Raw genomic sequence first — 21,848 nt, forward strand, 5'->3', positions numbered from 1 at the left:
GCATTATACAGTCAGGCACAGCAGCAGAGCCAGACGCATGTCTCTGCGCCTGATATCTTCAGGTCTTGAGGTTGTACTTCCGGCAGGAGCAGACCCAGCCCTGGCTTCTGTGTTCGTCCGTGAACACCACGACTGGATAGCAGAGGCCGTGAAGCGCAACCGCGCACGTCTGGAGCCGGTTCTGTGTCGCCCCTTGTTTCCCGAAGAACTGCAGCTGCGCGCAACGGGTGAGACATTCCGGCTGCGCGTGACCGCTGCAACGGGAAAATCCAGCCTGTCTGTGAACCGCAGTGAGCTGTGCGTGGCGGTTGCCGGCACTGGCTCGGATGCGGCTGTGACGATGCTGTTCGGCTGGCTGAAGCGAAAGGGACATGCTTTTCTTGTTCCGCGGTGTCGAGAGCTGGCTGAACGTCACGGTCTGGAACCGGCTGCAGTGCGCATAGCCGTACCGGGCAGGCGCTGGGGCAGCTGCTCGGCGCGGGGAACCGTCATGCTGAACGCCAGACTGCTTTTTCTGCCGCCGGCGCTGTGCGATGCGGTGATTTATCATGAACTGGCGCACCTTGCCTTTCTGGATCATTCCCAAAAATTCTGGCGATATCTTGTGCAACTTCAGCCCGATGCTGTCACTCATGACACCGCTTTGAAGGAAGCCGGACGCTATCTGCCCGGCTGGGCTGCCATGCGTTGAGACTCTGTGTTCTTTATCTGGTCTGCAGCCTGTTTGCGCGGTGGCTGTCCGACGGGGGAGTGCGGCTGCGTTCTTCCGCCTGTTTGCAGGTGCCCGCGTCTGCGTGCGGTTTGCGTGAAGTTAGCGGCGGTTTTCGGCGGTTTGCGGGCCGACGGCAGGCCGACTGCAGGGAATTATATGTCCGCGATCAGGGTGTTGCCTGTCGGCAATGCCTTCCGTTGCTTCCTGCACCGGCGGCAGGGCCGTACCATACCTGAGGTTACGCAGTGCTTCGGGCCTCAGGTGCGGATACGTTCCGAGCCGGACGTGGTCAGCAGGCAGACGCCCGTAAGGGCGGGGCAACGGGACTTTAAACCGGCAGGCCGGTGACCGCCTGTGCATATAAAAAAGGGGGAGACATATGTCTCCCCCTCTGTACTTGCAAAGCGGATGCAGCCGGAGGCTACATCTGGGAACCGGAAGCAGCGCGCTGCATTTTCACTTCAACCTTTTCGGTCAGGCCGCCGTAGTACTCGCGCAGGATGTCGAGTACTTCTTCACGACCGAAGTGATCCGGAACATCGGAGCCTTCGGACAGGGCTTTACGCAGCTTGGTGCCGGACAGCAGGACGCGGTCTTCCTTGCTGTGGGGGCAGGTGCGCAGAGAAGCCATGCCGTCGCACTTGAAGCAGTAGAAGGTCCAGTCAATCTTCAGGGGTTCGCAAAGCAGAGCCTTGCCGGGTTCGGGGCAGGCTTCCTTGGCGTAAGGAATCTTGTCGAAGATGGTCTGGGCTTCGAACATACCGTAGAAGTCACCCACACCGGCGTGGTCACGACCGATGATCATGCGGCTTACGCCGTAGTTCTGGCGGAAGGTTGCGTGCAGCAGGCCTTCGCGGGGACCGGCGTAACGCATGTCGAGGGGGTAACCGGCCTGAATGACGTTTTCCTTCACGAAGTACTTTTCAACCAGCGTGTCGATGCACTTCACGCGGACTTCGGCAGGAATGTCGCCGGGCTTCAGGGAGCCCACGAGGGAGTGGATAACCACGCCGTCACACACTTCAACAGCGATTTTGGCAAGGTATTCGTGCGAACGGTGCATGGGGTTACGCAGCTGCAGAGCGGCAACGTTGGACCAGCCGCGTTCTTCGAGTTCTGCACGCAGTTCTGCGGGGCGCTTGTACACACCGGCAAACTTGGTGGGGAAGTCGCCTTCGGAAAGAACCTTGACGGGACCGGCCACGTTGAACTCTTTCTGAGCCATGACCATCTTCACGCCGGGGTGGTCTTCTTCAGCGATGTCCCAGAACTTTTCAGAGTCGGGGCCTTCACCCTTGAACACCAGCTCGCATTCCCACTTTTTGTCGGCATCGGTCATTTCGTAGAGTTCTTCCACCTTCATGGTGGCGAACACTTCACCGCCGCGAACGAGGGCGATTTCGTCGCCTTCCTTCATGGAAGCTGCTTCTTCCTTGGAAACGTCCAGAGTCACAGGCACAGGCCAGAAGGTGCCGTCAGCCAGAGTCATCTTTTCGCAGACGCTCTTCCAGTCAGCCTTTTTCATGAAGCCGCTCAGCGGGGAGAAACCGCCGGTGCCCATCATGATCAGGTCGCCCTTGGCGCGGGAGCTGATCTCGATCTGCTTGAGGCCGGCGGCCTTCTTCAGTTCAGCTTCCTTTTCAGCACCTTCGAGCAGGCAGCAGACAAGACCTTTACCGCCATGAGGGGGGACCAAATTGGACATAGCTTCCATCCTCCGAAAATTATAGTTTTTGCAATGTAGGACGCATCCGGCGGATGCGAGCCAAAAAATTCCATGCATTAAAGATCGTGCCGATGCAATGAAGCAACGATCGTGAGCACGTGACAACGTCTTGTGAAATTTTTAGCAAAATGTCAAGCGGCAAAATCAGAATAAAAAAAAGACATAAACATGGGGTGATAGCGTAAGCACATGAAGGGCTGCACGGTTGGGTTTTGCCGGCTTTTTAGCAGCACGTGGCCGCACCGGTGGCTACCGGCTGGCGGAAAAGCGACTTTTTGTTGTCGGTGTAGATGTGATAATTGTAACAAGGTGTACAGGGAATGATTTTTTTGCAGGGCAGACAGAGAAACTGCTTGTCTCCTGCGGCTAATTGGCGTATCGGGTCATGTTCAAGTTTGCTTGCAGGGTGAGAATACGATTGAAAGCAAGGCTGCTGGGCTTTTCAGTCGAAGTCCCCAAGCGAAGCGTACAGGTAATTTTAAGGATGGCTTCATAGGTGATCGGAGTTCTCCTCGGACCGCCGTTGTTGACAGTGTGTCGGCAATGGCGTATTGCCTTGCGTCTTTAGCGAATGACATCGATCCATTTCCACGGAGGAAACTGATGCCCACTATCAACCAGCTCATCAGAAAAGAGCGTAAAAAGGTTGCTAAGCGGAAGAAGACTCCCGCGCTTCAGGCTTGCCCGCAGCGCCGTGGGGTTTGCACCCGCGTGTATACCACAACGCCTAAGAAGCCGAACTCGGCTTTGCGTAAAGTCGCCCGTGTGCGCCTGACCAATGCTATTGAAGTGACCGCCTACATTCCCGGTGAAGGTCACAACCTGCAGGAGCACTCTGTTGTTATGATCCGCGGCGGTCGTGTAAAAGACTTGCCCGGTGTACGTTACCATATTGTTCGTGGTACTCTGGATACTGCCGGCGTGCAGGATCGCCGCCAGGGACGTTCCAAGTACGGCGCCAAGCGTCCGAAGTAGCGAAGGGAGTTTTTCATGCCTCGTAAAGGACCTATCCCCAGACGTGAAGTTCTGCCCGATCCGGTGTATAACAGCCGGCTCGCTGCCCGCTTCGTCAACCGCATGATGGTTGACGGCAAAAAGGGCGCTGCAGAAAAGATTTTTTATAAATCTCTTGAAGTGCTGCAGGAAAAGACCGGCGAAGATGCAATCAAGGCCTTTGAAAAGGCTGTTGATAACGTAAAGCCCTTCGTCGAAGTCAAATCCCGCCGCGTCGGCGGTGCCACCTATCAGGTGCCCGTCGAAGTGCGTTCCGACCGTCAGGTGTCTCTGGCTATCCGCTGGCTCATCACCTACGCACGCGCACGTGGAGAAAAAGGCATGGTAGGACGCCTGTCCGGCGAACTGCTTGATGCTTTCAACAACCGCGGCGGTGCCGTGAAGAAGAAGGACGACACCCATCGTATGGCTGAAGCCAACAAGGCTTTCGCTCATTTCCGTTGGTAACGTCCGAGGATTAGTCACGTGTCCAGAAAAGTAGCCATACCCCAGCAGCGCAATATCGGTATCATGGCCCACATTGATGCGGGAAAAACCACGACTACCGAGCGCATCCTTTTCTACACCGGTGTGTCTCACAAAATAGGTGAAACGCACGAAGGTCAGGCAACCATGGACTGGATGGAGCAGGAGCAGGAGCGTGGTATCACCATCACCTCCGCAGCTACCACCTGCTTCTGGAAGGATTGTCGAATCAACATCATCGACACCCCCGGTCACGTGGACTTCACCATTGAAGTCGAGCGCGCGCTGCGCGTTCTGGACGGCGCTGTAGCCGTGTTCGACGCCGTTGCCGGTGTCGAGCCTCAGTCTGAAACCGTTTGGCGTCAGGCTGACCGCTACAAGGTTCCGCGCATCTGCTTCGTCAACAAGATGGACCGCATGGGTGCCAACTTCTTCCGTTGCGTGGATATGATCCGCGACCGGCTGAAGGCAAAGCCCCTTGCGCTTCAGGTTCCCATCGGCAGTGAAGACGAATTCCAGGGCATCGTCGATCTCGTCACCGGAAAGGCTGTTGTTTTCGACAAAGCCTCCAAGGGTGCCGAGTTCGCCGTGACCGGCGTTCCTGCCGAGCTTCAGGACCAGTTCGACGTTATGCGTCTTGAACTGATCGAGGCAGTGGCTGAAGAAGATGAAGCGCTGATGGAAAAATACCTCGGCGGCGAAGAGCTGACCGAAGAAGAAATCCACAGCGCCATCCGCAGGGCCACCATCGCCAGAACCGCAGTGCCGGTTCTGTGCGGCTCCGCTTTCCGCAACATGGGCGTTCAGCCCCTGCTTGATGCGGTGGTGGAGTACCTGCCTTCGCCTGTTGACATCGAACAGATGGTCGGTGCCAACCCTGACAACGAAGAGGAAAAGATCGTCTGCCCCTGCAAAGACGAAGAGCCGCTTGCCGCCCTGGTGTTCAAGCTGGCATCTGACCCCTACATCGGTCACCTTTCCTTTATCCGCATCTACTCCGGTTTCATTGAAGCCGGTATGACCGTGTATAATGCCAACACCGGCAAGAAAGAACGCATCGGCCGCCTGCTGAAGATGCACGCCAACAAGCGTGAAGAAATCAAGTGGGCCGGCGCCGGCGATATCGTTGCCGCTGTGGGTCTCAAGCAGGTTTCCACCGGTGACACCATCTGCGAGATAAACCGTCCGGTCGTTCTTGAGTCTCTTGACATCCCCGAGCCTGTTATCGAGGTTGCCATCGAGCCCAAGACCAAAGCTGACCGCGATGCGCTTTCCGCAGCTCTGGCCAAGCTGGCAAAGGAAGACCCGTCCTTCCGCGTGAAGGGCGATGATGAAACCAACCAGACCCTGATCGCCGGTATGGGCGAACTGCACCTCGACATCATCGTTGACCGTCTCACCCGTGAGTTCAGCGTCAACGCCAACGTCGGCAAGCCGCAGGTTGCCTACCGCGAAACCATCAGCAAGGAAACCAAGGTCGACCACAAGTACGCCAAGCAGTCCGGCGGACGTGGACAGTACGGCCATGTCGTGATCGAGGTCGAACCCAACCCTGAAAAGGGCTACCTGTTCGAGAACAAGATCACCGGCGGTGTTATTCCCAAGGAATACATCCCTGCTGTTGACAAGGGTATTCAGGATGCGCTGAAAAGCGGCGTTCTGGCCGGCTACCCCATGGTGGACGTCAAGGTTGCTCTGGTGTTCGGCTCGTACCACGAAGTCGACTCGTCGGAACAGGCCTTCTACGTGGCCGGATCCATGGCAGTGAAAGAAGCTGCACGCAAGGCTTCGCCCGTGCTGCTCGAGCCTGTCATGGACGTTGAAGTTGTGACTCCCGAAGAATACCTCGGCGACGTCATGGGCGACCTGAACGGCCGCCGCGGCAAGATCCAGAGCATGGATTCCCGCGCTGGTGCACAGGTTATCCGCTGTCACGTGCCGCTGAGCGAAATGTTCGGTTATGCTACCGACCTGCGTTCGCGCACTCAGGGGCGTGCCAACTTCACCATGCAGTTCGACCATTATGAGCGCGTTCCCGCCAACCTTGCCGAAGAACTTACCAAGAGTAAGTCCGGCGAATAAGCTGGCTGAATATGCTTATCCGGCGCCCCGCTTTTGCGGGGCGCTTTTTTTTGCAGAAAATAAAAAAAGAAGGTTGACGGGAAGGGCACACCTCTATATAAGAACACCTCGCTTGATGTGGTTGTTTTCACCGCACAGGCAGTAGACTTCCCCGCAAGGGGTTTAAAGGGCGGATTGAGTCCGTCCTGCTGCTCATTCAGTCTGCGGACTGAAGCTTGACATTTGCAGGCGTTACTGAATGCCTAATTAAATGTCTTGCCGTTCCAGCCGATGCGGTATTCGGCTGTAAGGTACTGTACATAAAATTTTTCCGGAGCCTTATGGTTCCTGTTTAGTAACCCTGCGGACCACCTGTCCGTCTGCGCAAGCAGATGGAAAACAGGCTGGCGACAACGTGGGCGATCTTCGCGCGAAAGCGGCGGAGTAGAGCAACAGAGGTGCCAGTCTGGCCCACCGTTTTATCTCTCTCCCATATATACTGTTCCGCGAAGAAAGTTCACGACTCCGTTCTCTGCGTAAAGAGAGCGTTGTCGACCTACGTGTTTGTCCTGTGTTTACAGCGCATGCTTTTTCCCCGCTGCATGTCTTGTAAATCCGGACAAAGCGCCACCGTAAGTGAGGAACTCTGTCGCCGCACCGCGCTCGCCGCGGTATGAGGCACCGGATGGTCCCGGGCTCCTCAGAGGCAAGGGTGTCGATTCCCAGATCATGGAGTAGTTAACAATGACGACAGTTAGCAGTGATCGTATCAGGATTAAGCTTAAAGCTTACGATTACCGCATCCTGGATAAGGCTGTGGCTGAAATCGTAGATACGGCGCGCAACACGGGCGCTGGTGTGGCCGGACCGATTCCGCTGCCCACCAACATCCACAAGTTTACGGTAAACCGAAGCGTCCATGTGGACAAAAAGTCCCGCGAACAGTTTGAAATGCGCATCCACAAGCGGCTCATGGATATCCTCGAGCCTACTCAGCAGACCGTGGACGCTTTGGGGAAACTGAGTCTCCCCGCAGGCGTGGACGTGGAAATCAAACTCTAGCGAGAGGTAGTCATGGCTGAGAAGATGGGAATCCTGGGTCGCAAGATCGGCATGACCCGCATTTTCGCCAATGATGGCAGTGCGGTGGCTGTGACCGTGATTCAAGCTGGTCCCTGTCCTGTAATTCAGGTCAAGGATGCGGCCAAGGATGGATATAACGCCGTTCAGATCGGTTTTGAAGAGGCCAAAGAAAAGCACGTAAACAAGCCCGCCCGTGGTCACATGGACAAGGCTGGTCGCGGTTTGTTCCGCGTGCTGCGCGAGATTCGTCTCGAAGCTCCTGCTGAGCAAAAAGTCGGCGACGACTTGACCGTGGGTCTTTTTACCCCCGGCGAATTTGTGAAGGTGACCGGCACCAGCATTGGTAAAGGTTTCGCCGGCGTGATGAAGCGCTGGAACTTCGGCGGCATGCCTGCAAGCCACGGTCACGAGGCTGTGCACCGCTCGCCCGGTTCCATCGGTCACGCCACCTTCCCCGGCAAGGTTTGGAAGAACAAGAAGATGGCCGGCCATATGGGTGCCCGTCAGGTTACTGTAAAGAGCCTGCAGATCATCGAAGTCCGCGCGGAAGACAACCTGATCCTGGTCAAAGGCCCCGTGCCCGGTCCCAAGAACGGCCTGGTCATGGTCCGCAAGCAGTAAAAAAGAGGATAATCACATGGCTGTGGTTAAAGTATACGATCAGGACAAGAAGGAGACGGGTGAACTCACTCTGGCTCCCGAGGTGTTCGAGGTCGAGGTCCGGCCGGAGATCCTGAACCTTGTTGTACGCGCACAGCGCGCGGCAAAGCGCGCCGGAACTCATTCGGTGAAGACGCGTTCGACCATTTCCGGCGGCGGTGCCAAGCCCTGGCGTCAGAAAGGTACCGGTCGCGCCCGTTCGGGCAGCAACCGTTCTCCGGTCTGGCGTGGTGGTGCGGTTGTCTTCGGTCCCCAGCCCCGCGACTATTCCTTCAAGGTTAACAAGAAGGTTCGCAAGCTGGCTCTGAAGATGGCTCTGAGCTCCCGTCTGGCTGAAGAAAACCTGATGGTTGTCAAGGGCATTGAGCTTCCTGAAGTGAAGACCAAGCACATGGTGAAGGTTGCCGGCGCACTGGGCCTGGGTAAGGCTCTCGTCGTCACCCCCGAAATGGATGACAAGCTGGTGCTCAGCGCCCGCAACATCCCCGGGATCACCCTGATGACCCCCGAGCAGCTCAGCGTTTTCGAAATTCTGAAGCACGCCCAGCTGGTTCTTCTTGAAGGGGCTGTTGAGCCTGTTCAGGAACGACTGAAGTAAGAGGAAGGGTGTCATGGATTATACGCAGATTCTTATTAAGCCTCTGGTTTCCGAAAAGGCCACCTTTGTGAAGGAATCTTCCGAGCAGGTTGTCTTCTTTGTGAATCCCCGGGCCAACAAGATAGAGATCAAAAAAGCCGTCGAGTCGGTTTTCAACGTCAAAGTGGCGGGTGTCAATGTTGTTACCCGCAAGCCGCAGGCCCGCACCAAACACGGACGTGTGACGGGGCAGACTGCCGGTTACAAGAAGGCGTATGTTACCCTCGCACCCGGCGAAAAGATCGATTTCTTCGAGGGAGTGTAAACAATGGCTGTTCGCAAGCTTAAACCTACTTCTCCTGGGCGCCGCTTTCAGACCGTTTCCTCTTTCGAGGAGATTACCCGTAGCACGCCCGAGCGCAGCCTTACTGAAGGCCTGACCAAAAAGAGCGGTAGAAACTGCTACGGCCGCGTGACTTCTCGTCGTCGCGGTGGCGGGCACAAGCGTCTTTACCGTATCATCGACTTCCGTCGCGACAAGGTCGGCGTGCCGGCTAAAGTGGCTCATGTCGAATACGATCCCAACCGTTCCGCACGTATTGCACTGCTGCACTACTCGGATGGTGAAAAGCGCTACATTCTGGCTCCTCTCGGTGTGAAGCAGGGTGACGTGGTTGTGGCCGGCGATTCCGTGGATATCAAGCCCGGTAACGCAATGGCTCTGTCCCGTGTTCCTGTGGGTACCATCGTGCACAACATCGAACTGTACCCCGGCAAGGGCGGACAGTTCTGCCGTGCCGCCGGAACCTATGCCCAGCTGGTCGCCAAGGAAGGCAACTACGCACTGCTGCGTATGCCCTCCGGCGAAGTGCGCAAGGTGCTGGTCACCTGCTGCGCCACCATCGGCCAGGTTGGCAATCTTGATCACGAGAAGATCTCGTACGGTAAGGCAGGTCGCAGCCGCTGGCTGGGTCGCCGTCCCAAGGTTCGCGGTGTTGCCATGAACCCGATCGATCACCCGCTTGGCGGTGGTGAGGGCAGAAGCTCCGGCGGACGTCATCCTGTGACTCCGTGGGGTATTCCCACCAAGGGCTTCAAGACCCGCGACAAGAAGAAGGCCTCTTCCAAGCTTATCATCAAGCGTCGTGGCCAGAAGTAGGAGTAGAGAATGCCTAGATCTCTGAAAAAAGGTCCGTTTATTGACGACCACGTGATGAAGAAAGTGGAGAAGGCGCAGGAATCCGGTGACCGTCGTGTTATCAAAACCTGGTCCCGCCGTTCCACGATCTCTCCCGAAATGGTTGGTCTGACCTTTGCGGTGCATAACGGGCGTAAGTTCATTCCCGTGTTTGTTACCGAAAACATGGTCGGCCATAAGCTTGGCGAGTTTTCGCCCACCCGTACCTACTACGGCCATGCTGCCGACAAGAAGAGCAAGGCCAAGCGCTAGGTAGGTGAATAGATATGCAAGCTAAAGCAACTGCTAAATTCGTTCGCGTGTCTCCGCGCAAAGCGCGCCTGGTTGCCCAGAACGTGAAGGGCAAACCTGTAGAAGACGCTATGAACATCCTGCGTTTCACCCCTCAGAAGGCCGGTGGCCTTATTTTCAAGGTGATGCATTCCGCTCTTGCCAACGCCGAGCAGCTGCCCGGCATCGATGTTGACGCAATGGTGGTAAAGCAGGTGATCATCAACGAAGGCCCTACCTGGAAGCGCTTCCTGCCCCGTTCTATGGGCCGGGCTAACCGCATTTTGAAGCGTACCAGCCACATCACGGTCATTCTTGAGGAAAGTTAGGATACGTTATGGGACAGAAAGTACATCCCTTCGGTTTCCGGCTGGGGTACAACAAGAACTGGCAGTCCCGCTGGTTCAGCAAGAAGGAATACGCTTCCTTCGTGTTTGAGGATCATAACATCCGCAAGTATGTTAAGAAGACCCTGTACCACGCCGGCCTGTCCAAAATTGAAATTGAACGCGCCGGTGGCAAGGTTCGCCTTATCCTCAGCACGGCCCGCCCCGGTATCGTTATCGGCCGCAAGGGCGTTGAGATTGAGAAACTTCGCGCAGATCTTCGTCGTAAGTTCAGCCGCGAATTCTCCATCGAGGTAAACGAAATCCGTCGCCCCGAAACTGACGCACAGCTTGTGGCAGAAAACATCGCCATGCAGCTCGAACGTCGCGTTGCTTTCCGTCGCGCCATGAAGCGCACGGTGAGCATGTCTCGCAAGTTTGGTGCCGAAGGCATCAAGGTTGCCTGTGCCGGCCGTCTGGCCGGGGCTGAAATTGCCCGTTCGGAATGGTACCGCGATGGCCGTGTGCCTTTGCAGACCCTCCGTGCCGACATTGACTACGGTTATGCCGAAGCGCATACGACCTACGGCATTATCGGCGTCAAGGTATGGATCTTCAAGGGTGAAATCCTGGACAACGAGGTAGAACAGTAATGTTGACTCCTAAAAAGGTTAAATTCCGTAAGCGTCAGAAAGGACGGCTTAAGGGTGACGCCCTCAAGGGTAACAATGTTGCTTTCGGAGAAATCGGCCTTAAGGTTCTGGAGCACGGCAAGCTGACCAGCCAGCAGATTGAAGCTGCTCGTGTGGCTGCCATGCGTCACATCAAGCGTGGCGGAAAGATGTGGATTCGCATCTTCCCCGACCAGCCTTACACCGCCAAGCCTCTTGAAACCCGTCAGGGTAAAGGTAAAGGCGCTCCGGTGGGTTGGTACGCTCCTGTGAAGCCCGGCCGTGTACTTTACGAAATCAAAGGGGTAAACCTTGAGCTGGCTCGCGAGGCTCTGACCCGCGCCGCTCATAAGCTCCCCGTGAAGACCACGATCGTAGTTAGGGAGGGCCTCTAGAATGAAGGCCGCTGAACTGAGAAAGCTGAGCATTGACGAGCTGAAGGACAAGCTTGCCGAAACCAGAAAGGAACTGTTCGATCTGCGTTTCAAGCATGCAACGGCGCAGCTGGAAAAGACTGCCGAAATCCCTGCGGCAAAGCACAACGTTGCTCGCATCCTCACGATTCTGAAGGAAAAGGGAGCATAACATGTCCGAAGCTATTGAAAACAGAAACGGCAGAGCTCTCGTCGGTGTGGTTGTAAGCGACAAGAACGATAAGACCATTGTTGTTCGCGTCGAAACCTTGGTGAAGCATCCCCTGCTGAAGAAGTACATTCGTCGCAGGAAGAAATTCACCGCTCACGATCCCAACAATGAATGCAAAGTTGGCGACAAGGTGAAGATCATCGAGTTTCGTCCGGTTAGCCGGAACAAACGGTGGCATCTGGTCTCCATCCTTGAAAAGGCGGTTTAGGGGTAAGCCATGATCCAGGTAGAATCTGCTCTGCAAGTGGCGGATAACTCCGGTGCCAAAAAAGTTGCCTGCATCAAGGTGCTGGGCGGCTCTAAGCGCCGTTACGCTTCCGTCGGCGACGTCATCGTCGTATCCGTGAAGGAGGCCCTGCCTCACTCCAAGGTGAAAAAGGGCGATGTCATGAAGGCGGTTGTCGTTCGTACTGCCAAGGAAATCCGTCGTAACGACGGCTCCTACATCAAGTTCGATACCAACGCTGCCGTACTGCTGAACAAGCAGGGCGAGCCCGTCGGCACCCGTATCTTCGGTCCCGTTGCACGTGAACTGCGTGCACGGAACTACATGAAGATTGTGTCTCTGGCCCCTGAAGTTCTGTAGGAGATACCAATGAAACAGTTTCGTATTCGTAAAGACGATAAAGTGATGGTCATCTCCGGCAAGGATAAGGGCAAGATCGGCAAGGTCTTGAAAGTTCTTCGCAAGAAGGACCGCGTCCTGGTCGAGAAGGTGAACGTTGCCAAAAGGCACATGCGGGCTAATCCTTACCTGCAGCAGCCCGGTGGCATCGTCGACAAGGAGATGCCCATCCACATCTCCAATGTAAAGGTGATGTGCGACGCGTGCGCCAAGGCCACAACGGTCGGCTATCGGTACACCGAAGACGGTAAAAAAGTTCGCTTTTGTAAAAAGTGCAACGAAATCATCGATTAAGGTGGATAACGATGACGCGTCTCCAAAATATATATCGTGAACAAGTGGCGCCGGTGCTGCAGAAAGAGTTCAACTACAAGAGCTCTATGCAGTTGCCGAAACTGGAGAAGATCTCCCTTAACATCGGCCTTGGCGAAGCCAGCCAGAACCAGAAGCTTCTGGAAGAGGCCGTGAAAGAACTGACCGCAATCGCTGGGCAGAAGGCCGTGATCACTCGCGCCAAAAAGTCCATCGCTTCGTTCAAGCTGCGTGAAGGCATGCCCATCGGCTGCCGCGTGACTCTTCGCGGTGATTCCATGTGGGACTTCCTTGACAAGCTCATGAACTTCGCGCTTCCGCGCGTGCGTGACTTCCGGGGGATTGCTGACCGTGGCTTCGACGGCCGTGGTAACTTCACCCTTGGAATTAAGGAACACACCATCTTCCCCGAGCTGGAAGTTGACCGTGTTGACAACCCCAAGGGCATGAACATCACCATCGTGACCAGTGCCAAGACTGACAAAGAAGGCAAGTTCCTGCTTGATAAGCTGGGCATGCCCTTCAAGAAGTAAGGAGTTACGGCAGTGTCTCGTACTAGTCTGGAAGTAAAGGCTAAGCGCAAGCCCAAATTCAGCGCTCGTGCTTACAACCGTTGTCCCATCTGCGGCCGTCCGCGCGGCTACATGCGTAAGTTCGGCATTTGCCGTATCTGCTTCCGCAATATGTCGCTGCGCGGCGAACTGCCCGGTGTCCGTAAATCGAGCTGGTAAGTCGCCAAGGAGTTAATAATGCTGACTGATCCTATTGCAGATATGCTTACGCGTATCCGCAACGCACACTTGGCCCTGCATAAGGAAGTGAGTGTGCCGCGCTCGAAGATGAAGGAGGCTCTTGCAGCCATCCTCAAAGAAGAAGGTTACATCACCGACTTCAAGATGGAAGAATCCTCCATCGTTATTGAACTGAAATACTTCAAGGGCAAGCCGGTTATCTCCGGCCTGAAGCGTATCAGCAAGTCCGGCCGCCGCGTTTATGTCGGTTCCACCGACATTCCCCGCGTGCAGAATGGTCTTGGCATATGCATTCTCTCCACTTCCAGTGGAGTCCTTGAAGGCACCAACGCTCGCAGCAAGAATGTGGGCGGCGAACTTTTGTGTGAAATCTGGTAGCAGGTGCAGTCATGTCTCGAATCGGAAAACAGCCTATCCCCGTTCCTTCCGGCGTGGAAGTGAAGCTGGGAGCAGACGTTGTAGAGGTTAAGGGCCCCAAAGGCAGCCTGACCACGCCGGTTTCGCCCCTGCTCAAATATGAGATTCAGGACGGCTCTGTGGTTATCACCAGAGTCGAAGAAACCAAAAAGGCATCCGCCCAGCACGGCCTTCGCCGTACCCTTCTTGCAAACTGCATCGAAGGTGTCTCCAAGGGATTCAGCAAAGTCCTTGAAGTCAACGGTGTCGGTTACAAGGTCGCCGTTAAAGGCAACAACATCGAGCTTGCTCTCGGTTTCTCCCACCCGGTGGTCATTGAACTGCCCAAGGGTATCGAAGCCGCAGCCGCAGGAAACAAGCTGACCATCAGCGGTTTCGACAAGCAGCTCGTTGGTGAAGTTGCTGCCAACATTCGCCGTGTACGTCCGCCCGAACCCTACAAGGGCAAGGGTGTTAAATATGAACACGAGCAGATTCGCCGTAAGGCCGGCAAGTCCGGCGGCAAAAAGTAGTAGGCAGGTAAGACCATGAAGTTGACCAAGAATGAATCCAGAATGCGCCGTAAAATCCGCATCCGCAAAAAGGTTTCCGGTAACGGCGCTCGTCCCCGTCTGGTGGTTTACAGGTCCAACCTGCATATCTACGCCCAGCTGGTTGACGACCAGACCGGAACCACCCTTGCCGCCACTTCTACCCTGGCTCTTGGCAAGCAGAACGGCAACGCCTTGCGCCTGACCGTCGATAACGCTTCGCTGGTCGGTAAGGAAATTGCCAAGCTGGCCAAGGAGAAGAACATCGAGCGCGTCGTATTTGACCGCAACGGCTACATCTATCACGGCCGCATCAAGGCTGTCGCCGACGGCGCCCGTGAAGCTGGCCTGGAATTCTAACAGGTAGTAGGAACTGGCATGGAACAGAACGAATTCGGCTTGATTGAGAAGATCGTCGATCTCAACCGAGTTGCCAAGGTTGTGAAGGGCGGCCGTCGTTTCAGCTTCAGCGCCCTGGTAGTCGTTGGTGACGGCAACGGGTCCGTAGGCTTCGGCATGGGTAAAGCCCAGGAAGTGCCCGAGGCTCTGCGCAAGGCGACCGAACGCGCTAAAAAAGGTATGGTGCAGGTTCCCCTGGTGGACGGCACCCTGCCGTATGAAGTGCTTGGTGCCTTCGGCGCCGGACGGGTGCTTCTGAAGCCCGCTTCCAAGGGTACCGGTATCATCGCCGGTGGCGCAGTGCGCGCCATCATGGAAGCTGTCGGCATTCACGACGTGCTTGCCAAGGCCATCGGCACCAACAACCCGCACAATGTGCTCCGCGCTACCATGGCAGGTCTGACCTCGCTGCGCAGTGCGGAATATGTGAGCCAGCTGCGCGGAAAGAAACTGGAAGCGCCCAGAAAGTAAGGAATCGGCTCATGATCAAGGTAAAACTCGTCCGCAGCCGGATCGGCTGCAACCCCAACCAGCGTCGTACCCTCGACGCTCTGGGGCTGCGCAAGATCCGTCAGGAAAAGACGTTTGAGGACAATGCCGTTGTACGCGGCATGATCGCCAAGGTTGTGCATCTCGTCGAGGTAACGGAATAATGAGACTCCACGAACTGTATCCGTTCGATGAAGAACGTAAACAGAGGAAACGCGTGGGCCGTGGCTCCGGTTCCGGCTGGGGATGTACCTCCGGCAAAGGTAACAAGGGCCAGAACGCTCGCTCTGGTGGTGGTGTCCGCCCCGGTTTCGAAGGCGGCCAGATGCCCCTGCAGCGCAGACTGCCCAAGCGCGGTTTCAAAAACTACCTTTTCAAGGCTCGTTACGAAGTGATCAATCTCGGTCAGCTCGTTGGCGCCTTTGAAGGCAAGACTGAAATCACCCTGGACGACATCTACGCACGCGGGCTTGCCCGTGCCGGCGCAGCTGTCAAGGTTCTGGGCAACGGCGAATGCAATGTCGCCGTAAAAGTGGAAGCGCACAAGTTCAGTGCTTCTGCTGTTGAAAAGATCCAAAAAGCCGGTGGCGAAGCCAAGGCACTGGAAGGTTAGCCGTGGCTTTGAGTGGTGTAGAAAATCTGGCGCGTCTGCCTGAGCTTAAGAAAAAGCTTTTGTGGACCTTCTTGTTGCTGGCCGCATACCGCATCGGAATTCACGTTCCTGTGCCCGGGGTGGACTCTGCAGCTTTGGCAGACTTCTTTGCCAGTGTTCAGAACACCCTTTTCGGCCTCTTTGACATGTTCTCCGGGGGCGGACTTCGCAATCTGTCGATTTTCGCCCTCGGCATCATGCCCTACATCTCCGCCTCCATCATCATCCAGCTTCTGCAGGTCGTAAGCCCTGAGCTGAAGCGGATGGCCAAGGAGGAGGGCGCTGCGGGACGCAAGAAAATCACGCAGTACACCCGTTACGGTACCGTACTGATCGCCGTGATTCAGGGCTTCGGCATTGCCATGAGCCTTGAGAGCATGCAGAGCCCGACAGGGGCGTCTCTGGTACTGGCGCCCGGCTGGGGTTTCCGACTCACCACCATTCTAACTCTCACCACAGGCACTGTGCTTATCATGTGGCTGGGTGAGCAAATAACCGAAAAGGGACTTGGCAACGGTATATCGCTGGTCATCTTTTCGGGCATCGTCGCCGGACTGCCCGGCGGCCTGATGAAGACCATCCGCCTGATCGGCACGGGAGATCTGAGCATTTTCATGGTGCTCATACTGCTTGTGTTCATGGCGGCTGTTCTTGCTTTCATCGTGTTTATGGAGCGTGGCCAGCGCAGGATTCCCATCCATTACGCCAAGCGCCAGATGGGCCGTAAGATGTATGGCGGCCAGACTTCGCATCTTCCTTTGCGGGTCAATACCGCCGGTGTCATTCCGCCCATTTTCGCATCCAGTCTTCTGCTTTTTCCCGCCACCGTGGCCAGTTTTTCCTCGGTTGAGTGGCTGCAGACGGCTGCTGCGTATTTTGCTCCTCACACGTTGCTGTACAATGTAGTCTTTGTGGCTCTGATTATTTTCTTTGCGTTTTTCTATACTGCGATCATTTTTGATCCCAAAGATATCGCGGAAAACCTGAAAAATCAGGGCGGCTTTGTTCCCGGGATACGTCCCGGCGTAAAGACCAGAGAATACATTGACAAAGTGCTTACCCGCATCACGGTGTGGGGTGCACTGTATATTGCCGCAATATGTGTTCTGCCCATGGTTCTTATCGCCAATATGAACGTTCCGTTCTATTTTGGCGGAACCGGGCTGCTGATTGTCGTCGGGGTTGCCATGGACTTCATGTCCCAGGTGGAATCCCATCTGATCTCCCGACAGTACGAAGGCCTCATGAACAAGGCCCGTATCAAGGGAAGGCGCTGACGGTGAAAAAGTATCGCGGTATCTTTCTCAAAAACGAGAAAGAGATAGGCTTCATGCGTGAAGCCAACCGGATTGTGGCTACAATTCTTGATGTCCTGGGCGAGAATGTTCGCCCAGGCGTCAAGACTTTGTACTTTGAAGAGCTTGCTCAGGACCTGTGCCGTAAGCACAATGTCCGTCCTGCATTTCAGGGGTACGGGGGTTTTCCCTTTGCTCTTTGCTGCTCGGTCAACGAAGAGGTCGTTCACGGCTTTCCTTCCGAGCGGGTATTGAAAGAGGGCGATATTGTCAGCTTTGACATGGGTGTCATTTACGAAGGCTTCTACGGAGATTCGGCCAGAACGTATGCCGTAGGCGAGGTTCCGGACGAAACGGCCCGTCTTCTCAAGGTGACTCAGGAGTCGCTGATGAAAGGCATTGAAAAGGCCTTGTCGGGTAACAACCTGTACGACATTTCCGCCGCTGTTCAGCAGCATGTGGAAAATGCCGGTTTTCAGGTGGTCCGGCGCTTTGTAGGGCACGGAATTGGACGCAAGCTGCATGAAAAGCCCGAAATTCCGAACTTTGTACCGTTCGGCCTTCCCGGCGTACCTTTGCGCCCCGGCATGGTGCTTGCTATCGAGCCCATGGTGACGGCGGGAACGTATGAAGTGGAGGTGTTGTCCGACAACTGGACAGCGGTGACAAAGGACAGGAAGCTTTCGGCGCATTTCGAGCATAGCGTTGCCATTACCTCCGACGGCCCGGTAATCCTGAGTCAGGCGTAACCGGATACGTTTGTAAGTATAAGGGTTGACTCAGACAGGACGCAGTGATACTTAACCGCGTTCTGGGTCTGTTTTTACCCAGGCACGTTGTTGCACTAAAGGTCCAAATACGGAGACTAAAATGAAAGTCAGGCCTTCTGTGAAGAAAGTATGCCCCAAATGCAAGGTCATCCGACGCAAGGGCGTTTTGAGAGTGATCTGCGAAAACCCCAGGCACAAGCAGCGCCAGGGATAATCGAACAGGAGTTCGACTGTGGCCAGAATTGCTGGAGTTGATCTGCCCCGTGGCAAGAGGGTTGATATCGCGCTGACCTACATCTATGGCGTCGGTCGCGCTACTGCCCTGGAGATTCTTGATACCACCGGTGTTGACTGGACTCGTAACATTGACGACCTGTCTGCCGACGAAGTGAACGAAATCCGAAAGGAAATCGAACAGAATCACAAGGTTGAAGGCGATCTCCGCCGTGAAATATCTAGCAACATCAAGCGTCTGATGGACATCGGCTGCCACCGCGGCCTGCGTCATCGTCGCGGGTTGCCTGCTAGAGGTCAGCGTACCAAGACCAACGCACGTACCCGTAAGGGACCGCGTCGCGGTGTGGCTGGTAAGCGCAAATAGTCAGCTTTTAGGCATCAATATCGGCGTGGAACTTCACCTGGCTGCAGTAAACTCTGTCGTCAGCGTGCACGGCTCTTTTCATAACTGAGCTCGTTAGAGGTTCCCCCAGCCTAATCAGAAAACCATCACAGAGAGTGAAGTTATGGCAAGACCTAAGCGCGTGGGCAAGAAGAAAGAGAAAAAGTCCATCCCCGTCGGGGTTGCCCATATTCAGGCGACGTTCAATAACACCATCATTACCTTCACTGATACCAGGGGTAACACGGTGAGTTGGGCCAGTGCAGGACAGAGCGGCTTCAAGGGATCGCGTAAGAGCACTCCCTTTGCCGCACAGATAGCTGCCGATCAGGCAGCCCGTCGTGCACAGGAAAACGGAATGCGCACAGTGGGTATCTTTGTTAAGGGCCCCGGTTCCGGACGTGAGTCCGCTATGCGCGCTATCAATGCCGCCGGTTTCAAGGTGGCATTCATCCGTGATATCACCCCCATTCCCCACAACGGCTGCCGTCCTCCCAAACGGCGCCGCGTTTAGTTGAGGAGGAATCAGTCTTGGCTAAATATAATGATTCCAAGTGCCGCATATGCCGGCGTGAAGGTGGCAAGCTTTTTTTGAAAGGTGATCGCTGCTACACTGACAAGTGCGCATTCGATCGCAGACCTTACGCTCCCGGCCAGCATGGCCGCGCCCGCAAGAAGAACAGCGACTACGCCGTGCAGCTGCGAGAAAAGCAGAAAGTGCGTCGTATGTACGGGCTGCTGGAAAAGCAGTTCCACAGCTACTTCGTGAAAGCGGACATGTCCAAGGGCGTTACCGGTAGCAACCTGCTCTCCATTCTGGAGCGCCGGTTGGACAACGTGATTTACCGTCTGGGCTTTGCCAACTCCCGTAGTCAGGCACGCCAGATGGTTCGTCACGGCATCTTCACCGTCAATGGCCGCAAGGCTACCATTCCTTCCATTCAGGTTAAGGTTGGTGACGTGATTGAAGTGCGTGAAAAGAATCGCAAAATGCCGGTTATCGCTGAGGCTCAGGAAGTAATCGCACGTCGCGGTTGCCCGTCCTGGCTCGAAGCTGACGGCCCCAACTTCCGTGGTGTAGTCAAGGCCCTGCCGCAGCGCGAGGACATCCAGTTCCCGATGAGCGAACAGCTTATCGTCGAACTTTACTCCAAATAAGCAGGTTCGAGCATGCTCATCAAACAAGGCGACAGGCTTATCAACACGCGTAACTGGTCCGAGCTGGTCAAGCCCGATCAAATCTCCCGGGCTAGTGAATCCGCCGACACCATGTACGGCAAGTTCGTCTGCGAACCTCTGGAGCGCGGCTACGGAACGACCATCGGCAATGCCATGCGTCGCGTCCTGCTGGCGTCCCTGCAGGGCGCCGCGTTTGTGGCCGTAAAGATCTCTGGAGTTCAGCACGAGTTCACCACCATTCCCGGTGTGCTTGAAGACGTTACCGATATCGTACTCAACCTTAAACAGGTCCGTCTTGCCATGGATACCGAGGAGCCTCAGCACCTTGAGCTCCATGTCAACAAGAGCGGCGAAGTTAAGGCCGGCGACATCAAGTGCAATCAGCACGTGATGGTTCTGAATGCAGATCAGCATCTTATGACGCTGACTGAGGACGTTGAGCTGACCTTCGAACTCGAAGTTCGTATGGGTAAGGGCTATGTTCCTGCCGATATGCACGAAGGGCTGAGCGACGAGATCGGCCTTATTGCCCTTGATGCCAGCTTTTCGCCGGTACGCAAGGTCGCCTACACGGTGGAGCAGGCTCGCGTTGGCCAGATGACCAACTACGACAAGCTCATCCTTGAAGTGTGGACCGACGGCTCCATATCCCCCGAGGATGCGATTGCGTACAGTGCCAAGATCATCAAGGATCAGATTTCGGTCTTCATCAACTTTGACGAGCGTATTTCCGAACAGGAAAACGAAGGCAGAAGCTCTGCTTCTGACGTCAATGAAAACCTGTTCAAGGGCATTGACGAGCTCGAACTTTCTGTTCGCGCCACCAACTGCCTGAAGTCGGCCAACATTTCGCTGGTCGGCGAGCTGGTGCAGAAGTCCGAAGGTGAAATGCTGAAAACCAAGAACTTTGGCCGTAAGTCGCTTGACGAAATCCGTCGGGTACTGGGCGAAATGTCTCTCGATTTCGGCATGAAGGTCGATGGCTTCGAGAAGAAATATCAGGAATGGTTGAAGAGGAAGCAGCAAAATGAGGCATAGAAAATCCGGCAGAAAGCTGAACAGGAGTTCCTCGCATCGGTCTGCTCTGTTCCGCAACATGGCCAAATCTCTTTTGACGTACGGTAAAATCCGCACGACCGAAGCTAAGGCCAAGGAATTGCGCGGAGTTGTCGAGCCGCTGATTACCCTCGCACTGCGTAACGACCTGCACGCCCGTCGTCAGGCTTACAAAGTTCTGGGTAGCCACCAGCTGGTTAAGCGGCTTTTCGACGAGATCGGTCCCAAGTTTGTTGGTGTTCCCGGTGGTTACACCCGCGTATTGAAGCTTGGTGCTCCCCGTCCCGGCGACAATGCTCCTATGGCTGTTATCGAGCTGACCCGTCTGGGTGATGCTGAGGCTGCCGCAAAGGAAGCTCCCGCCAAGGAAGTTGCTGAAGAGAAGGCTGCAAAGCCTGCTAAGAAGGCAGCTCCCAAGAAAGCAGAAAAAGAGGAAGCTGAAGACGCTGCTGAAGCGTAGTCACTTGCTTTTGTATAGCTTATTCAGGGCGAACCGTAAGGTTCGCCCTTTTTGTATGCAGACTCCGACAAGGTTGGCTGTTTAACGTTTTAGAAAATCAGTAACAGATGATGTTTTGTTCATTGTTTTAAAGAGGCTGCAACTGCAGGCGATAGAGCATAGGACTGATGATTGGAGTAGCCTCCGGCTTTATCGGACGCGCCGGTCCCTTTAGTAGGTGGTGCCGGAGGCATGTCCAGACTTGGTGCTAAGGAAAGTTATAAGGTCAAGATCGTAAACTTGGCCCGGCGCCTCCGGTGGACCATTGCCGGGAAGCTAAGCGCGGGGCTGACAGAGCATGGACCTGCAAGTAGGCTGTGGTGGTAGTGCCGGAGTACCCCTTACGCCTTTGCAGCGAGAGAAGGCGTGTACTGGAAGTTTGTTGCGTAAATTCTGTGAATGAAAAGAGGGCAGGTGTTTAAAGTCGTTTGCTCCCCGGGCCTGTTCAGATGCTCTTTGAAATTTTATAATAGATGAATTTTTCGAGTGTTACAGACTGTCCGAAGAGCTCGTGCAGTTTGGGCTCTGTAACCAGCCGGCGATCTGAAGTGTACATCTTGCAATCATAGTCCGGCGCCGAGGTTCTTATGCGGATACCGCAGGGGAGAGCAGCCAGCGGACATGAGCCTCGCAGGCCTCGTTTTTCCGTGATAAGCCGAGCGATAAACTGTCGTTGCCGATTCCTGAAAGCTGTCCACCGCTGCAAGCGCAGAGGCGCTTAAACGGGTGCTGATTGCTTTGCTATGGCGCTGTTGGTACCAGAGTCTTGTATGTGTCCAGAAAGCCGCTGCCATGTCCGGCTTCAAGGCGGGCAACTCGATTGGCCGTGTCAGTGCCTCGTCTTGT

34 protein-coding genes are annotated in these 21,848 nt (G+C 55.3%); 33 read left to right on the plus strand and 1 reads right to left on the minus strand.

Annotation, left to right across the window (positions count from 1 at the left end; translation table 11 throughout):
* Positions 1-37: 37 nt before the first annotated feature.
* Positions 38-691 (plus strand): M48 family metallopeptidase, encoded by a 654-nt coding sequence (locus ACZ5D1_RS06965; protein ID WP_464556362.1) that lies wholly within the window; start codon positions 38-40, stop codon positions 689-691.
* A gap of 442 nt (positions 692-1,133) precedes the next feature.
* Here the strand turns inward: ACZ5D1_RS06965 and sat are convergent, their stop codons facing one another.
* Positions 1,134-2,417 (minus strand): sulfate adenylyltransferase, encoded by a 1,284-nt coding sequence (gene sat / locus ACZ5D1_RS06970; protein WP_011368149.1) that lies wholly within the window; start codon positions 2,415-2,417, stop codon positions 1,134-1,136.
* A gap of 624 nt (positions 2,418-3,041) precedes the next feature.
* Between sat and rpsL the strand changes: the two genes are divergently transcribed.
* From rpsL to rplQ, 32 genes are all read left to right on the plus strand, one after another.
* Positions 3,042-3,413, plus strand: a complete 372-nt coding sequence (gene rpsL / locus ACZ5D1_RS06975; RefSeq protein WP_011368148.1) for a 30S ribosomal protein S12 — start codon at positions 3,042-3,044, stop codon at positions 3,411-3,413.
* A gap of 15 nt (positions 3,414-3,428) precedes the next feature.
* On the plus strand, positions 3,429-3,899 hold the full coding sequence (gene rpsG, locus ACZ5D1_RS06980) for a 30S ribosomal protein S7 (RefSeq protein WP_011368147.1): 471 nt from the start codon (positions 3,429-3,431) through the stop codon (positions 3,897-3,899).
* 18 nt (positions 3,900-3,917) lie between these two features.
* A complete protein-coding gene (fusA, locus tag ACZ5D1_RS06985) occupies positions 3,918-5,999 on the plus strand; it encodes an elongation factor G (protein WP_464556365.1) in 2,082 nt (693 codons plus the stop codon).
* A 723-nt stretch (positions 6,000-6,722) separates the two neighbouring features.
* Positions 6,723-7,040: a 30S ribosomal protein S10 gene (gene rpsJ / locus ACZ5D1_RS06990; protein WP_010938597.1), complete on the plus strand. Its 318-nt coding sequence runs from the start codon at positions 6,723-6,725 to the stop codon at positions 7,038-7,040.
* Between the two features lie 12 nt (positions 7,041-7,052).
* Entirely contained in the window at positions 7,053-7,682 is a 630-nt protein-coding gene (gene rplC / locus ACZ5D1_RS06995) for a 50S ribosomal protein L3 (RefSeq protein ID WP_011368145.1), read from the plus strand.
* 16 nt (positions 7,683-7,698) lie between these two features.
* Positions 7,699-8,319, plus strand: a complete 621-nt coding sequence (gene rplD, locus ACZ5D1_RS07000) for a 50S ribosomal protein L4 (RefSeq protein WP_011368144.1) — start codon at positions 7,699-7,701, stop codon at positions 8,317-8,319.
* Positions 8,320-8,332: 13 nt separating this feature from the next.
* Positions 8,333-8,623 carry a 50S ribosomal protein L23 gene (rplW, locus tag ACZ5D1_RS07005; RefSeq protein ID WP_011368143.1) on the plus strand — a complete coding sequence of 97 codons (291 nt, stop codon included), beginning with the start codon at positions 8,333-8,335 and terminating at the stop codon, positions 8,621-8,623.
* A gap of 3 nt (positions 8,624-8,626) precedes the next feature.
* Complete coding sequence (rplB, locus tag ACZ5D1_RS07010) at positions 8,627-9,457, plus strand: 50S ribosomal protein L2 (protein ID WP_011368142.1); 831 nt, start codon at positions 8,627-8,629, stop codon at positions 9,455-9,457.
* Positions 9,458-9,466: 9 nt separating this feature from the next.
* Complete coding sequence (gene rpsS, locus ACZ5D1_RS07015; RefSeq protein ID WP_011368141.1) at positions 9,467-9,748, plus strand: 30S ribosomal protein S19; 282 nt, start codon at positions 9,467-9,469, stop codon at positions 9,746-9,748.
* 14 nt (positions 9,749-9,762) lie between these two features.
* A complete protein-coding gene (gene rplV, locus ACZ5D1_RS07020) occupies positions 9,763-10,095 on the plus strand; it encodes a 50S ribosomal protein L22 (RefSeq protein ID WP_011368140.1) in 333 nt (110 codons plus the stop codon).
* An 8-nt stretch (positions 10,096-10,103) separates the two neighbouring features.
* Positions 10,104-10,745 (plus strand): 30S ribosomal protein S3, encoded by a 642-nt coding sequence (gene rpsC, locus ACZ5D1_RS07025; RefSeq protein WP_011368139.1) that lies wholly within the window; start codon positions 10,104-10,106, stop codon positions 10,743-10,745.
* Positions 10,745-11,158, plus strand: coding sequence for a 50S ribosomal protein L16 (gene rplP / locus ACZ5D1_RS07030; protein ID WP_011368138.1), 414 nt, complete (start codon positions 10,745-10,747; stop codon positions 11,156-11,158). Before rpsC ends, rplP begins: the two co-directional genes overlap by 1 nt.
* 1 nt (position 11,159) lies before the next feature.
* A complete protein-coding gene (rpmC, locus tag ACZ5D1_RS07035; protein WP_011368137.1) occupies positions 11,160-11,348 on the plus strand; it encodes a 50S ribosomal protein L29 in 189 nt (62 codons plus the stop codon).
* A 1-nt stretch (position 11,349) separates the two neighbouring features.
* Positions 11,350-11,616 (plus strand): 30S ribosomal protein S17, encoded by a 267-nt coding sequence (gene rpsQ / locus ACZ5D1_RS07040; RefSeq protein WP_011368136.1) that lies wholly within the window; start codon positions 11,350-11,352, stop codon positions 11,614-11,616.
* Between the two features lie 9 nt (positions 11,617-11,625).
* Positions 11,626-11,994 (plus strand): 50S ribosomal protein L14, encoded by a 369-nt coding sequence (gene rplN, locus ACZ5D1_RS07045; protein ID WP_011368135.1) that lies wholly within the window; start codon positions 11,626-11,628, stop codon positions 11,992-11,994.
* A 9-nt stretch (positions 11,995-12,003) separates the two neighbouring features.
* On the plus strand, positions 12,004-12,327 hold the full coding sequence (gene rplX / locus ACZ5D1_RS07050) for a 50S ribosomal protein L24 (RefSeq protein ID WP_011368134.1): 324 nt from the start codon (positions 12,004-12,006) through the stop codon (positions 12,325-12,327).
* A gap of 11 nt (positions 12,328-12,338) precedes the next feature.
* Positions 12,339-12,878, plus strand: coding sequence for a 50S ribosomal protein L5 (gene rplE / locus ACZ5D1_RS07055; protein ID WP_011368133.1), 540 nt, complete (start codon positions 12,339-12,341; stop codon positions 12,876-12,878).
* A gap of 12 nt (positions 12,879-12,890) precedes the next feature.
* A complete protein-coding gene (locus tag ACZ5D1_RS07060) occupies positions 12,891-13,076 on the plus strand; it encodes a type Z 30S ribosomal protein S14 (RefSeq protein WP_011368132.1) in 186 nt (61 codons plus the stop codon).
* An 18-nt stretch (positions 13,077-13,094) separates the two neighbouring features.
* A complete protein-coding gene (gene rpsH, locus ACZ5D1_RS07065) occupies positions 13,095-13,475 on the plus strand; it encodes a 30S ribosomal protein S8 (RefSeq protein WP_011368131.1) in 381 nt (126 codons plus the stop codon).
* A gap of 11 nt (positions 13,476-13,486) precedes the next feature.
* Positions 13,487-14,026 carry a 50S ribosomal protein L6 gene (gene rplF, locus ACZ5D1_RS07070; protein ID WP_011368130.1) on the plus strand — a complete coding sequence of 180 codons (540 nt, stop codon included), beginning with the start codon at positions 13,487-13,489 and terminating at the stop codon, positions 14,024-14,026.
* A gap of 15 nt (positions 14,027-14,041) precedes the next feature.
* The gene (rplR, locus tag ACZ5D1_RS07075) at positions 14,042-14,404 is read left to right on the plus strand and encodes a 50S ribosomal protein L18 (protein WP_011368129.1); all 363 of its coding nucleotides are present in this window, start codon (positions 14,042-14,044) and stop codon (positions 14,402-14,404) included.
* Between the two features lie 18 nt (positions 14,405-14,422).
* Positions 14,423-14,914 carry a 30S ribosomal protein S5 gene (gene rpsE / locus ACZ5D1_RS07080; RefSeq protein WP_011368128.1) on the plus strand — a complete coding sequence of 164 codons (492 nt, stop codon included), beginning with the start codon at positions 14,423-14,425 and terminating at the stop codon, positions 14,912-14,914.
* Between the two features lie 11 nt (positions 14,915-14,925).
* Positions 14,926-15,096, plus strand: coding sequence for a 50S ribosomal protein L30 (gene rpmD, locus ACZ5D1_RS07085; RefSeq protein WP_011368127.1), 171 nt, complete (start codon positions 14,926-14,928; stop codon positions 15,094-15,096).
* Positions 15,096-15,545: a 50S ribosomal protein L15 gene (gene rplO, locus ACZ5D1_RS07090; RefSeq protein ID WP_011368126.1), complete on the plus strand. Its 450-nt coding sequence runs from the start codon at positions 15,096-15,098 to the stop codon at positions 15,543-15,545. The genes rpmD and rplO overlap by 1 nt, the downstream gene beginning before the upstream one ends.
* A 2-nt stretch (positions 15,546-15,547) precedes the next feature.
* Positions 15,548-16,861 carry a preprotein translocase subunit SecY gene (gene secY / locus ACZ5D1_RS07095; RefSeq protein WP_011368125.1) on the plus strand — a complete coding sequence of 438 codons (1,314 nt, stop codon included), beginning with the start codon at positions 15,548-15,550 and terminating at the stop codon, positions 16,859-16,861.
* Positions 16,862-16,863: 2 nt separating this feature from the next.
* Entirely contained in the window at positions 16,864-17,628 is a 765-nt protein-coding gene (map, locus tag ACZ5D1_RS07100; RefSeq protein ID WP_011368124.1) for a type I methionyl aminopeptidase, read from the plus strand.
* 121 nt (positions 17,629-17,749) lie between these two features.
* The gene (rpmJ, locus tag ACZ5D1_RS07105) at positions 17,750-17,863 is read left to right on the plus strand and encodes a 50S ribosomal protein L36 (protein ID WP_011368123.1); all 114 of its coding nucleotides are present in this window, start codon (positions 17,750-17,752) and stop codon (positions 17,861-17,863) included.
* An 18-nt stretch (positions 17,864-17,881) separates the two neighbouring features.
* A complete protein-coding gene (gene rpsM, locus ACZ5D1_RS07110; RefSeq protein ID WP_011368122.1) occupies positions 17,882-18,250 on the plus strand; it encodes a 30S ribosomal protein S13 in 369 nt (122 codons plus the stop codon).
* A 142-nt stretch (positions 18,251-18,392) separates the two neighbouring features.
* Positions 18,393-18,782, plus strand: a complete 390-nt coding sequence (gene rpsK / locus ACZ5D1_RS07115) for a 30S ribosomal protein S11 (RefSeq protein ID WP_011368121.1) — start codon at positions 18,393-18,395, stop codon at positions 18,780-18,782.
* 17 nt (positions 18,783-18,799) lie between these two features.
* Positions 18,800-19,426 (plus strand): 30S ribosomal protein S4, encoded by a 627-nt coding sequence (rpsD, locus tag ACZ5D1_RS07120; RefSeq protein WP_011368120.1) that lies wholly within the window; start codon positions 18,800-18,802, stop codon positions 19,424-19,426.
* Positions 19,427-19,438: 12 nt separating this feature from the next.
* On the plus strand, positions 19,439-20,485 hold the full coding sequence (locus ACZ5D1_RS07125) for a DNA-directed RNA polymerase subunit alpha (protein ID WP_011368119.1): 1,047 nt from the start codon (positions 19,439-19,441) through the stop codon (positions 20,483-20,485).
* Positions 20,475-20,963, plus strand: coding sequence for a 50S ribosomal protein L17 (gene rplQ / locus ACZ5D1_RS07130; protein WP_011368118.1), 489 nt, complete (start codon positions 20,475-20,477; stop codon positions 20,961-20,963). The genes ACZ5D1_RS07125 and rplQ overlap by 11 nt, the downstream gene beginning before the upstream one ends.
* Positions 20,964-21,848 lie beyond the last annotated feature (885 nt).

The organism is Oleidesulfovibrio vietnamensis (assembly GCF_055388115.1).

Bases quoted from the DNA above. Each gene is read 5' to 3' on its own strand.
- ACZ5D1_RS06965 (WP_464556362.1), top strand. From the start codon at position 38: ATGTCTCTGCGCCTGATATCTTCAGGTCTTGAGGTTGTACTTCCGGCA.
- sat (WP_011368149.1), bottom strand. From the start codon at position 2,417: ATGTCCAATTTGGTCCCCCCTCATGGCGGTAAAGGTCTTGTCTGCTGC.
- rpsL (WP_011368148.1), top strand. From the start codon at position 3,042: ATGCCCACTATCAACCAGCTCATCAGAAAAGAGCGTAAAAAGGTTGCT.
- rpsG (WP_011368147.1), top strand. From the start codon at position 3,429: ATGCCTCGTAAAGGACCTATCCCCAGACGTGAAGTTCTGCCCGATCCG.
- rpsJ (WP_010938597.1), top strand. From the start codon at position 6,723: ATGACGACAGTTAGCAGTGATCGTATCAGGATTAAGCTTAAAGCTTAC.
- rplC (WP_011368145.1), top strand. From the start codon at position 7,053: ATGGCTGAGAAGATGGGAATCCTGGGTCGCAAGATCGGCATGACCCGC.
- rplD (WP_011368144.1), top strand. From the start codon at position 7,699: ATGGCTGTGGTTAAAGTATACGATCAGGACAAGAAGGAGACGGGTGAA.
- rplW (WP_011368143.1), top strand. From the start codon at position 8,333: ATGGATTATACGCAGATTCTTATTAAGCCTCTGGTTTCCGAAAAGGCC.
- rplB (WP_011368142.1), top strand. From the start codon at position 8,627: ATGGCTGTTCGCAAGCTTAAACCTACTTCTCCTGGGCGCCGCTTTCAG.
- rpsS (WP_011368141.1), top strand. From the start codon at position 9,467: ATGCCTAGATCTCTGAAAAAAGGTCCGTTTATTGACGACCACGTGATG.
- rplV (WP_011368140.1), top strand. From the start codon at position 9,763: ATGCAAGCTAAAGCAACTGCTAAATTCGTTCGCGTGTCTCCGCGCAAA.
- rpsC (WP_011368139.1), top strand. From the start codon at position 10,104: ATGGGACAGAAAGTACATCCCTTCGGTTTCCGGCTGGGGTACAACAAG.
- rplP (WP_011368138.1), top strand. From the start codon at position 10,745: ATGTTGACTCCTAAAAAGGTTAAATTCCGTAAGCGTCAGAAAGGACGG.
- rpmC (WP_011368137.1), top strand. From the start codon at position 11,160: ATGAAGGCCGCTGAACTGAGAAAGCTGAGCATTGACGAGCTGAAGGAC.
- rpsQ (WP_011368136.1), top strand. From the start codon at position 11,350: ATGTCCGAAGCTATTGAAAACAGAAACGGCAGAGCTCTCGTCGGTGTG.
- rplN (WP_011368135.1), top strand. From the start codon at position 11,626: ATGATCCAGGTAGAATCTGCTCTGCAAGTGGCGGATAACTCCGGTGCC.
- rplX (WP_011368134.1), top strand. From the start codon at position 12,004: ATGAAACAGTTTCGTATTCGTAAAGACGATAAAGTGATGGTCATCTCC.
- rplE (WP_011368133.1), top strand. From the start codon at position 12,339: ATGACGCGTCTCCAAAATATATATCGTGAACAAGTGGCGCCGGTGCTG.
- rpsH (WP_011368131.1), top strand. From the start codon at position 13,095: ATGCTGACTGATCCTATTGCAGATATGCTTACGCGTATCCGCAACGCA.
- rplF (WP_011368130.1), top strand. From the start codon at position 13,487: ATGTCTCGAATCGGAAAACAGCCTATCCCCGTTCCTTCCGGCGTGGAA.
- rplR (WP_011368129.1), top strand. From the start codon at position 14,042: ATGAAGTTGACCAAGAATGAATCCAGAATGCGCCGTAAAATCCGCATC.
- rpsE (WP_011368128.1), top strand. From the start codon at position 14,423: ATGGAACAGAACGAATTCGGCTTGATTGAGAAGATCGTCGATCTCAAC.
- rpmD (WP_011368127.1), top strand. From the start codon at position 14,926: ATGATCAAGGTAAAACTCGTCCGCAGCCGGATCGGCTGCAACCCCAAC.
- rplO (WP_011368126.1), top strand. From the start codon at position 15,096: ATGAGACTCCACGAACTGTATCCGTTCGATGAAGAACGTAAACAGAGG.
- rpmJ (WP_011368123.1), top strand. From the start codon at position 17,750: ATGAAAGTCAGGCCTTCTGTGAAGAAAGTATGCCCCAAATGCAAGGTC.
- rpsK (WP_011368121.1), top strand. From the start codon at position 18,393: ATGGCAAGACCTAAGCGCGTGGGCAAGAAGAAAGAGAAAAAGTCCATC.
- ACZ5D1_RS07125 (WP_011368119.1), top strand. From the start codon at position 19,439: ATGCTCATCAAACAAGGCGACAGGCTTATCAACACGCGTAACTGGTCC.
- rplQ (WP_011368118.1), top strand. From the start codon at position 20,475: ATGAGGCATAGAAAATCCGGCAGAAAGCTGAACAGGAGTTCCTCGCAT.